Annotated in this window: 7 protein-coding genes; 1 reads left to right on the top strand and 6 read right to left on the bottom strand. The window is 70.5% G+C overall.

Features of this window, described 5'->3' with window-relative positions; translation table 11 throughout:
• Positions 1 to 3: 3 nt before the first annotated feature.
• The 6 genes from SSMG_RS29710 to SSMG_RS29735 form a co-directional block, all read right to left on the bottom strand.
• Positions 4 to 5,139 carry a type I polyketide synthase gene (locus SSMG_RS29710; protein WP_009082181.1) on the bottom strand — a complete coding sequence of 1,712 codons (5,136 nt, stop codon included), beginning with the start codon at positions 5,137 to 5,139 and terminating at the stop codon, positions 4 to 6.
• Positions 5,140 to 5,237: 98 nt separating this feature from the next.
• The gene (locus tag SSMG_RS29715; protein WP_037715256.1) at positions 5,238 to 6,110 is read right to left on the bottom strand and encodes a nucleotide disphospho-sugar-binding domain-containing protein; all 873 of its coding nucleotides are present in this window, start codon (positions 6,108 to 6,110) and stop codon (positions 5,238 to 5,240) included.
• Positions 6,111 to 6,210: 100 nt separating this feature from the next.
• A complete protein-coding gene (locus SSMG_RS29720; RefSeq protein ID WP_009082184.1) occupies positions 6,211 to 8,766 on the bottom strand; it encodes an ABC transporter permease in 2,556 nt (851 codons plus the stop codon).
• Positions 8,763 to 9,503, bottom strand: coding sequence for an ABC transporter ATP-binding protein (locus tag SSMG_RS29725; protein ID WP_234392767.1), 741 nt, complete (start codon positions 9,501 to 9,503; stop codon positions 8,763 to 8,765). Before SSMG_RS29725 ends, SSMG_RS29720 begins: the two co-directional genes overlap by 4 nt.
• 23 nt (positions 9,504 to 9,526) lie before the next feature.
• Entirely contained in the window at positions 9,527 to 9,757 is a 231-nt protein-coding gene (locus SSMG_RS29730) for a hypothetical protein (protein WP_037363841.1), read from the bottom strand.
• Between the two features lie 109 nt (positions 9,758 to 9,866).
• On the bottom strand, positions 9,867 to 10,286 hold the full coding sequence (locus tag SSMG_RS29735) for a hypothetical protein (protein WP_100266929.1): 420 nt from the start codon (positions 10,284 to 10,286) through the stop codon (positions 9,867 to 9,869).
• Positions 10,287 to 10,356: 70 nt separating this feature from the next.
• Between SSMG_RS29735 and SSMG_RS29740 the strand changes: the two genes are divergently transcribed.
• On the top strand, positions 10,357 to 11,067 hold the full coding sequence (locus tag SSMG_RS29740; RefSeq protein WP_009082186.1) for a TetR family transcriptional regulator: 711 nt from the start codon (positions 10,357 to 10,359) through the stop codon (positions 11,065 to 11,067).
• The last annotated feature ends 147 nt before the right edge of the window (positions 11,068 to 11,214 follow it).

Here is an 11,214-nt window from a genome sequence, read left to right on the forward strand (position 1 = left end):
CGTTCATGAGATGCCCAATTCGTCGTCCAGGACGGCAAACAGCTCGTCGTCGGTGGCCTCGTCCAGATCGGCTTCGGTTTCGGCTCCGGCGTGCGCGTCGGTCCACTTGCGCACCAGGGCGTCGAGCCGCGCGGTGACCTTCGCAGTCGACCCGTTCAGCGTTGCGGCCGCGCCGCCGAGGAGGGTTTCCAGCCGGTCGATCTCGCTGAGCAGCGGGTCGGCCGGACCGCGGCCGACGCCCAACAGTTCGTGCAAGCGGCGGGCCAGCGCGGCCGGGGTCGGGTGGTCGAACACGATGGTCGCGGTCAGCTTGAGCCCGGTGCGCGCGCCGAGCTGGTTGCGCAGTTCGACGGAGGTAAGGGAATCGAAGCCCATCTCCTGGAACGCGCGTTCCGGCTCGACCGCGGCGGCGTTCGCGAAGCCGAGGATCGCCGCGACCTGCTCCGACACCACACCGAGCAGGTACTCCTCGCGCTCGGCCTCCGGCACGGTCGCCAGCCGGGTCGCGGGCGCCGGCGCCTTCTTGACCGGGCGGCGCACCATGCCGCGCAGGACCGGGGGCAGATCGTCGGTCCGGGCCCGCAGCGCGGCCTGGTCCAGGCGGACCGGGGCGAGCACGGGCTCGGGCGAGGCGAGGCAGGCGTCCAGCAGGGCGAGAGCTTCGGCGGTCGCCATCGGCGGGGTACCCAGGCGGCGAAGGCGGCGCAAGTCCGCTTCGGACAGTTCGCCCGCCATGCCGCCGTCTTCGGACCAGGCACCCCAGCACAGCGAGGTAGCCGGAAGTCCTTGGGCGCGGCGGTGTTCGGCCAGTTCGTCGAGGAACGCGTTGGCCGCGGCGTAGCCAGCCTGTCCGGCGGCGAGGACCGTGCTGGCGGCGGACGAGAACAGGACGAACGCGTCGAGATCGCTCGTCAGCTCGTGCAGGTTCCAGGCACCGTCGACCTTCGGCGCGAAGACCCGGGCGGTTTCTTCTTCAGTCAGCGTCTCGACGCGGCCAGCTGAGGGCACGCCCGCCGCGTGGATGACCGCGGAGAGCGGACCGACCGTGGCAAGGAGGTTCCGCACCGAGTCCGCGTCGGTGACGTCGCAGCTCTCGACCGCGACCGTCGCACCGAGGGCGATCAGCTCGTCGCGCAACACGGCCGCACCGGGTGCGTCCGCTCCCCGACGGCTGGTCAGGAGGAGGTTTCGCACCCCGTGCTTCGTCACGAGGTGTCGGGCAACGACCGCACCGAGTCCGCCCGTGCCGCCGGTGACCAGCACCTTGTCCCAGTTCAGCTCGGTTGGTTCGGCAGCGACGGTGGTGAAGCGTGGCGCGAACACCTGGCCGTCGCGGACCGCGCTCTCGGGCTCGCCGGTGGCCAGCGCTGCGTCCGGGTCGCCGTCGACCAGCGCGAAGCGGCCCGGGTTCTCGGCTGCGGCGGCGCGGACGAGACCCCAGGCCGGGGCCAGCGCCGGATCGACGTCCTCGCCGTACACGGAAACCGCGCCACGCGTAACGACCGCGAGCCGACCGTCTCCGTCGAGGGTTTCCTTGATGGCAGCGAGCACCTTCGCAGCGACCGCGCGCGCGGCTTCCGGCACTCGACTCTCCGGAGTGGACACTTCGAGAATCCGGAAGTCGTGCTGCTCCCCAGTGTTCGCGACGGACTCCCACTTGACCTGGTACAGCGCGTCCTTCGCCGGGGCCAGCTTCAGTGCCCGCGCGGCGAGTGCCTCGACGGTGAGCACCGGGCCGCCGGTGGCGTCGGCGATGTGCAGGGTGATCGCGTCGGTGCCTGCTGGGGCGACTCGAACGCGCAGCGACGACGCGCCCGGCGAGTGCACCGTGGTGCCGCTGAACGAGAACGGCAGCATCGGCTCCGCGTCACCTTCGGGGGCTGGGCCGAGGAGTTGCGCGTGCATGGCAGCGTCGAGCAGGGCGGGGTGGACGCCGTAGTCGCGGGCCTCGGCACCGTCGGGAAGCGTGACCTCCGCGTAGATGACGTCGCCGTCCTGCCACATTGCTTGCAGGCCTCGGAAAGCCGGGCCGTAGTCGTAGCCCAAGGCAGTGAGGGTCGTGTACGGGTCGTCCAGCTCGACCTTTGCCGCGCCGGCGGGCGGCCATTCGGCGAGATCGAACGACGGCGGTTCCGCATTCGGGGCAACGAAACCGCTCGCGTGCCGGGTCCAGGCTTCCGCGCTGTCTTGTCGCGAGTGGACGGTCACCGTGCGGCGGCCGTTCTCGTCCGGAGCCTCGACGGAGACCTGGAGCGACGCGCTTTCGGTAAGTGTGAGCGGCGCTTCGAGGGTGAGTTCCTCGAGGTGCGCGCAGCCGACCTCGTCGGCCGCACGGTGCACCAGCTCGACAAACGCCGTCCCCGGAACCAGAACCGTGCCGAGGACGACGTGGTCCGCGACCCAGCCGACGCTGCTGGCGGACAGGCGGCCGGTGAGCACCACCGAGTCGGTTTCCGGCAAGTGGACGACGGAACTCAGCATCGGGTGTTCGGCGGGCCGCTGGCCGTGTTCGGTCGCGTCGCCGCTGGCTGTGTCGGCGGGAAGCCAGTAGCGGGTGCGACGGAACGCGTATGTCGGCAGCTCGACACGGCGTGCGCCCGGGTAGAACGCGGTCCAATCAACCGGGACGCCGCGGGCGTGCAGTGTCGCGAACGCAGTGACGGCCGTGCTCGCTTCGCCCCGATCCTTGCGGAGCGCGGGGACGAACACGAGGGTGTCGTCGTCGAATCCGTTCTGGGCCGCGGCGGTGAGCACCGCGGACGGTCCAATTTCGACAAACGTGCGGACGCCTTCGTCCACCAGCTGCTGGACCCCGGCGTGGAAGCGCACCGCAGCGCGCACCTGGCGCACCCAGTAGTCCGGAGTGGACAGATCCTCGCCGACACCGACGGTGGAGACGATCGGAATTTGCGGCTTCGCGTAGGTGAGTTTCTCCGCCACGACGGCGAATTCGGCGAGCATCGGCTCCATCAGCGGTGAGTGGAACGCGTGCGACACCTTGAGCTTCGAGGACTTCCGCCCGTCGAACTTCGCCACCACCGCGCCGACGGCGGCTTCGGTGCCGGAAAGCACGACCGAGTCCGGACCGTTGATCGCGGCGATGCTGACGTCGCCAGTCAGATGCGGCGTGACCTCGTCCTCGGTCGCCTGCATAGCCACCATCGACCCGCCGGACGGCAGCGCCTGCATCAGCCGAGCCCGCGCACCGACCAAGACCGCTGCGTCCGGAAGCGAGAGAATCCCGGCGACGTGCGCGGCAGCCAGCTCGCCGATCGAATGACCGAGCAGGAAGTCCGGCTTGATCCCCCACGACGCGAGCAACCGGAACAGCGCGACCTCGACCGCGAAAAGCGCGGGCTGCGTGAAACCAGTGCGCTCCAGTTCGGCGGCATCGTCGAGGACCGTCTTCAGTGGACGGTCAAGTTGCGGATCGAGTTCGGCGCACACGGCCTCGAAAGCTTCGGCGAACACCGGGTACTTCGCGGCGAGTTCCGTGCCCATCCCGGCACGCTGTGCGCCCTGGCCGGTGAAGAGGAACGCCGTACGGCCGTTGGTGCGGCGGTCCCGTATTTCGTGCAGCTCTTCACGCGTGGCACCGACGAGGACGGCGCGGTGGTCAAGCATGGACCTGGTGGTGGCCAAGGAGAACCCGATATCGGTGGGCGAGCCTTCGACCGCCGAAAGCTGGTGCACCTGGGCATCGAGCGTCTCCGCAGTGTCCGCGGACACCGGCCACGCGAGCACCGGCACCTCAGCGGGTGCAGGGGCCTCCTCGACCGGCTCGGCCTGCTCCACGATCACGTGCGCGTTGGTGCCGCTGATCCCGAACGACGACACCGCGGCCCGGCGCGCGCGTCCGGTCTCCGGCCATGGGCGCGCCTCGGTAAGCAGCTCGACCTCGCCAGCCGACCAGTCCACGTGCGGCGACGGCGCGTCGACGTGCAGGGTCTTCGGCAGCACGCCGTGCCGGATCGCTTCCACGACCTTGATCACGCCGCCGACCCCGGCCGCGGCCTGGGTGTGTCCGATATTCGACTTGAGCGAGCCCAGCCACAGCGGCTCGGCACGGTCCTGGCCATAGGTCGCGAGCAGCGCCTGCGCCTCGATCGGGTCGCCGAGCTTCGTGCCGGTGCCATGGCCCTCGACGAGGTCGACGTCCGCCGTGGTCAGCCCGGCCGATTCCAGCGCTTGGCGGATCACTCGCTGCTGCGCGGGTCCATTGGGGACAGTCAGCCCGCTCGACGCGCCGTCGGAGTTCACCGCGGAGCCGCGGATCACGGCGAGCACCGGATGCCCGTTGCGACGGGCTTCGGAAAGCCGCTCGACCACGAGGACGCCCGCGCCCTCGCCCCAGCCGGTGCCGTCGGCCGCGGCGGCGAACGCCTTGCAGCGGCCGTCGTCGGAAAGCCCGCGCTGCTCGGAGAAATACACAAAAGTCTCGGGAGTGGCCATCACCGTGACGCCGCCGACCAGCGCGAGCGAACAGTCGCCGCGGCGGAGCGCCTGCGCTGCCCAGTGGAGCGCGACGAGCGACGACGAGCAAGCGGTGTCCACGCTCACCGCCGGTCCTTCGAGGCCGAGCGCGTAAGCGACCCGGCCCGAGACGACGCTGCCGGCGGCCGCGTGTCCGGCGTAGTCGTGGTACATGACACCGGTGAACACGCCGGTTTCGCTGCCGCGCAACGTCTCCGGCGCGATCCCGGCTCGTTCCAGCGCGGTCCACGAGGTTTCCAGCAGGATCCGCTGCTGCGCGTCCATGGCAAGCGCCTCGCGCGGCGAGATGCCGAAGAACTCCGGGTCGAATTCCGCCGCGTCGTACAGGAAACCGGCCTCACGCGTGTTCGTGGTGCCGGGCCGTTCGCCGGTGGGGTCGTACAGCGTGTCCAGCGGCCAGCCGCGGTCCTCGGGGAAGCCGCCGATCGCGTCGGTTCCGGTGGCGACGAGGTTCCACAGGTCCTCGGGCGACGTGACGCCGCCCGGGTACCGGCAGGCCATGCCGACGATCGCGATCGGCTCGCCGTCGCGCTCGCGCGTTTCCTGCAGTGCCCGCTTCGCTTCGCGAAGATCAGTCGTCGCGCGTTTGAGGTAGGCGAGCAGTTTGCGCTCGTTCTCGCCGCTGGACTGGAAGTCGCTACTCACGCCAATCGCCCCGCCTAACCGCGAAAAAGGGTGGAAGGTGCCACGTCGGGAACGCTACCGACGGCGTTGGCGTGCCCCCACCCCTAGCGGCCCCACATTCAGCTGGCCAGCGCGGCGGCGACTTCGCGCGGGGCCGGCGATGCGGCCACCTCTGCCCGCAACGCGTCCGCACCGGCGCGCAGCGATTCGTCCGTCAGCCGGGAAATCCCTTCCGCCGCACCGGAAATCCCGGCACCCGCGGCGGTGACGCGAGTGCCGAAGGCGGACTCGGTCAACGACAGCTGCGGCAGTCCGTACGCCACCGCGGCGAGCGCTAAAGTCTCGTCACCGTCGTGCACCACCGCCGCGCACGTCGGCAACACGGCAGCCGGAGGTGCGGCGTCGACGAGTTTTACCTTCGGCGGCAAGGCCAGCCCGGCAGGCAGTTCCGCCGCACAGATAATTTCATAGTCCACATCGGACAGTGCAGTGAAGACCGGCTCATACCAGGACGGATCATTCAGCGACAAGAGAACGCGCGGACGACGTGCCTTGCGACGCAACCAAGTCGGCACCTCGACGGGACCGAAGTACGGCACGTGCCGAAGCGGTTGTCCGGGAGTGTCCCGTAAGGAAGGCGGCACAACGTCGAGCGTGTGGTCCGCAGCGGCGTCCGGCTCGTCGGCCGGTCCCAGCACGCGCACCGCTTTCGCGTCCACCTCGCGGGCCGCAGCGATTCCGGCGTCCGCGTTCGACACCACCACCGCGGGCCGCCACAGCCGCGCGAACTCGGCCAGCGCGGCGGATTCGGTCAGCTCCGCGTCGCCGTCCTCCAGCTCGACCGCGACGCAGCCGGTGCGGAGGATGTCTTCGACGAGCGCGGGCCGTCCGGCGATTTTCACGTCGTGCCCGGCGGTCCGCAGCGCCCAGGCCAGTGGCACCAGGGTGTGCAGACGGGCCGGGGAGGACGGCGCGGCCAGGAGTACACGCATGGGGATCACTCCAGATACGACGAAAACCGGGCCGGCCCGGTGCGGACAGTCGTGACGAGACTATCCACCCCGGACCGGCCCGGCGTACCCCTAGAAACCGTTACTGGCCGGGCATTTTCACCGCTTCGATGGCGCTGCGGCGCATCGCCAGCCGGGCCGAGAGCGCGGTCGCCGGCCACACGATCAGGAAAATCGCGAGCACCACGGCGAGGAACACCCAGATCGGCCCGGACGGGATGATCTCGCCGGTGGTCAGCGCCATCGGCACCACGGTGAAGAGCGAGATCACGATGCCGAGCACCAGCCCGGTCACCGCCACGATCCCGCCTTCCACGAACAGCATCCGCCGCACCTGGCCGCGATCCGCACCGGCGAGCCGCTGCGCGCCGAACTCCCGCCGGCGGGCCAGCACGGCCACCGAAAGCGTGTTCACCGCGGCGATCGCGGCGTACGCGATGGCGAGCACGGCCAGCAGGTAGTTGATCAGCGCCTCGACGTCGGCACTCGCCTGGAAACTCGCGGCGAGTGCACTGTCGTCGCCGACCGTGACCCCGGGCCAGTCCTTCGTCCGGTCGGACAGCGCCGACACGACCCCGCTGGCGTCCCCACTGCGTACGAGCACCTGCGATGCCAGGCCGCTCGTGGTGTGCGCGGCCAGCAGCTCGGCGGGCAGGATCATGCTCGCGTAACTGGACGGGCTGTCCAGCAACGCGACCACGGTCACCGGGACCTGCGCCCCGTCGCCGAGCCGCATCTTGATCTTCGACCCGACCTTGACCTCGAGCTTGTCGGCCACCGACGCGGGCAGCGCCACGGAGTTCCCGCGCAACGCCGTCAGCGAACCTTCGGTGACCTCGGTGGCGAGCACCGTGCCGCCCTGGTCCTGCGCGGCGACGCCCAGCAGCCGCAACGGGTCGCTTCCGTTGCCGTCGTAGGGCTCCTCGACCCAGCCGGAGCTGGTGACGAGCGGCGACGACGTCGAAACTCCCGGCGTGCTGCGGATCTGCGCGAGCTGGTCCGGCGAGAACCCGCCCGCGATCGAGGTCACCACCGCGTCCGCCTGCAGCTGCCCGGCGTACGCGGCGATCTGCGCTTTCTGCGCGGTGGTCTCGGAATACACGTTGCCGAGCGCGACCGCGCTGGCGAGCGTGATCGGAGTGAGCACCGCGGCGAACGCGACGGCCCGCGCTCGCGTGTTGATGACCGCGAGCGTGGCGTCGCGGCCGGCGACCCGGCGCACGAACGGACCGAACCGGTCCACCACCCACGCGATGATCTCCGGACCGAGCAGCGCGACGCCGATCGCGCCGGTGAGCACCGCCGGGCCGCCGATCGCCGCCGCGGTGTCGGCGGGCATGAAGATCGTGGTCGCGGCGAGCAGCACCGTCGCCGCGCCGCAGATCAGCGCGCCCGTGCGGCGCAACGCGTTCACCTTGACGCCCGGGATCGCCGCTTCGGCCAGCGCCTGGATGGGCCGGGCACGAGCGGCGGCCAGCGCGGCGAACCACGCGGCCCCGAAGGTGATCGCGAGCGTCGCGATGATCCCGGCCGCGAACGCGATGATGTCCTGGGTGAAGGCGAGTTCGTCCGGCACGATGCCGAGCGAGCCGCTCGTGCTGAAGATCCAGTTGCCGAGCAGGCTGCCCAGGAACGCCCCGCACACCGCGGCGAGCGCGCCGACCGCCATCGTCTCCATGACGACCATGCGGTGCACCTGTTTCGGCGTCGCCCCGGTCGCCCGCAGCAGCGCGAGTTCCTGCTGCCGCTGCCGGACGGTGAGGCTGATCGTCGCGGACACCACCAGCGCCATCACGACCAGCACCATGCCGCCGAACACCGCGGCGAGCAGGATCAGCGGCAGCTGGCTCCCGCTCACGCCGAGGAATTCGGCCGACCCGCGGTCGTCGCCGGTGAGCACGGTGGCCGACGGGACTTGCTCCGAGATCTTGCCCGCCAGCTCGGTCGCGTCGACGCCGTCGGCGGGGAAAACGCCGACCAGCCCGACCGTGCCGGGATGCGGGTTGAACCGCTGGGCGTCCGTAACGGAGAAGAAGAACGCGGGCGACTTCACGGTCTGCGAAGGCTCCGCGACACCGGAAACCTGGAACGACTGCCGCTGCCCGTTCACCGCCAGGTCGACGGCCGAACCCGCGTGCAGGCCGGCCGCGGACGCGGTGGCCGCGTCGAGCACGACCTGGCCCGACGCGTTCGGAGCCGCGCCCTCGGTCAGCTTGTATCCGCCCAGCGAAGCCGAATCCCAGCCGTGTCCGGAAAGGACAGCCGCACCCGACTCGGCGGGCGCGCCGTCGTGCAGCAGGACCGTCGCGAACGACACGTCCGGCACCGCCTGCCCGACGCCCTGCACTCCCGAGATCTTCGCGACCTGGTCCTCCGGCAGTACCGCCCGCTCGGCGTACGGGACGACCTGGGATTCCTCGTCCGGCAGCTTGAACCCGGCGGAACCGCCGACGACGAGCGGAGCCGCGGCCAGCCGCTGCGGCGCGGCCTTCAGCACGATCGCCGTCTCGAACAGTCCGGCGCACGCGATCAGCAGACCGCAGCCGATGAGGATGGCGACGAACGACGCGAGCGAAGCCGCCGCGCGGTACCGGAGACTCGACAGCGCGAGCGCGAGCACCACTCGCCGCGAGTTCACCGCTGCCTCCTCGCTTGCTCGCCGAGGTGTGCCAGGGTGCTCGCCACCGCGTCGACGCTCGGGTTGGCCATCTGCGTGACGATCCGGCCGTCGACCAGGAAGAGCACGTTGTCCGCGTGGGACGCCGCGACCGGGTCGTGGGTGACCATCACGATGGTCTGGCCCGCGCTGACCAGCTCGCGCATCAGGCCGAGCACCTCGAGCGCGGTGGTGGTGTCGAGCGCGCCGGTGGGCTCGTCGGCGAACACCACGGCCGGGCGGGCGGCGAGCGCGCGGGCGATCGCGACGCGCTGCTGCTGCCCGCCGGACAGCTCGCCGGGCCGGTGCTTCACTCGCTGGGACAGCCCGACGCGCGCGATCACCTGGTCCACCCACGCCTTGTCCGGCGCGCGGCCGGCCAGCAGCGTGGGCAGCGTGACGTTCTGCTCCACGTTCAGCGCGGGCATCAGGTTGAACGACTGGAAAATGAACGCGACGTGCTCGCGGCGCAGCTCGGTGAGCTGCGTTTCGTTCTTGCCCTTGAGGTCGGTCCCGACGAGGGTGACCTTGCCCGAGGTCGGCGTGTCCAGCCCGGCCGCGCAGTGCAGCAGCGTGCTCTTGCCGGAACCGGACGGGCCCATCACCGCGGTGAAGGTGCCCGCCGGGAAGGCAACGGACACGCCGGCGAGCGCTTCGACCGCGCTCTCGCCGCGGCCGTAGGTTTTGTGCACCGCGTCCAGCTGGACGGGCGTTGCCACGGAAGTGGTGGTGGACACGTCGTTCACTCCGATCCGTTCCCGGAACCGCGGCGGTCGAGCGACCACCACACCGCGAGCACGATGGCGCCTCCGCCCAGCGTCCACAGCCAAAACGGCGATTTGAACGACATGCTGATGAGACTCATCAGCAGCCAGATCACGAACTGGACGCCGGTGATGGCGGCCCAGGCGATCGTGACGACGCGGCGAGCGAGTCCGCTCCCGGAGCGGGTCTTCTCGGTGCTCTCCGACATGAGGCCCCCCAATACGGCTTCGACGGAGTCGGAATTAATTGTGTAAGGCTTGAACAGTTTAGCGGACGTCCGCCGATCGGGGAACCCCGGGCCCGTGCACAGGGGTTGGTCAGGAAGCCCCGCCCGCCGAAGCGCGAGCCCGCCGGTCGAAGTCCCGGACGCTCCACACGCCCGCGACCAGCACTCCGCCGCCGAGCAGCACCCACAGCAGCCACAGCGGATCCCACTGCCCGCCGATGACGCCGATGCCGAACCAGATCAGCGCGTTCACCGCCGCGACCAGCACCCAAAGCCGGAACGCGAGCCCCGGCGCGGCCTCCAGCAGCGGAGGCGGCGACCCGGAGGCACGCCCCTCGACCGCGGCCCGCAGCGCGGCGTGCGACCCGGCGAGCCGGATCCGAGCCAGCCTGCGGGCAGCTTCCTGCCCGTCGCAGGCCCCCTCGGAGCGCGCGTGCTCGACCTCGGTCGCCGCCAGCTTCCGGTCCAGCTCGGTGACCTTCCCGAATCCGAACCGGTTGGTCTCGCTCACGTTGGCTCGCCCCCAGACCAGATCAGTGTAAGACTTGCACAGTTTACTGAAAGACGTACCGGAGCGAAAGATGCCGATCGAGCCCGATCCCCGAGCCCTGCCGCCGGGCCTGGCCCCAGCCTGGCTGGGCACGCCGCGCCCCCGCCGAGGACCGAAGCCGTCGCACACCGTCGAAGCAGTGGTAGCGGCAGCGGTCGAGTTGGCCGACACCGAAGGCCTGGCAGCCGCGTCGCTGCCGAACATCGCGTCCGCACTCGGGCTCACGACCAACGCGCTGTACCGCTACGTAACCTCGAAAGACGAACTGCTGATCCTCCTGGCCGAAGCCGGCTTCGGCCCACCCCCGCCACCCCCAGTCGGCCTGGACTGGCGCGCCGCAGTCCGCACCTGGGCCGACGCAGCGACAAAACGCTACGCCGCTCGCCCATGGCTGCTCGACGTCCGCGAAGGCCTCACCCCACACCGCCTCCGGTGGACCGAACAACTCCTGGCGGTCTTTACGGAAGCCGGACTGTCCACAGTAGACGCACTGTCGTGCGCCGAACTGGTCTCCGCAGTAGTCCGCGCCACCGCAGATCGCCGCCGCACGATCGCCGATCCAGACTCGCCGGAGTCGACCGAGCACGCCGCTGACGTCCGGGCCTTCCTGCAACCCCGCCTAGCCGAGGGCGGTTACCCGCACCTGGCGGCCTTGACGGAAGCCCGCGAATACCCAGCCGCCGCCCCCGAGGATTTCGCCCTGGAACGGGTTCTGGACGGAATCGCCGCGCTGCTCCCCTGACCAGCCGTCCGTGAGGGGAACCCTGAGGGACTCTGAGTCCCTCAGGGTTCCCCTCACGACCCACACCCGGCACCGCCCCAATGCCACATTGGTTGCGTCCCATGCACCCAATGTGGCTTTCGGTGCGTCACATGCACCCAATGCCAC

The sequence above is a fragment of the Streptomyces sp. AA4 genome (assembly GCF_000158875.1).
In the GTDB taxonomy this organism is placed as follows: Bacteria; Actinomycetota; Actinomycetes; order Mycobacteriales; family Pseudonocardiaceae; genus Amycolatopsis.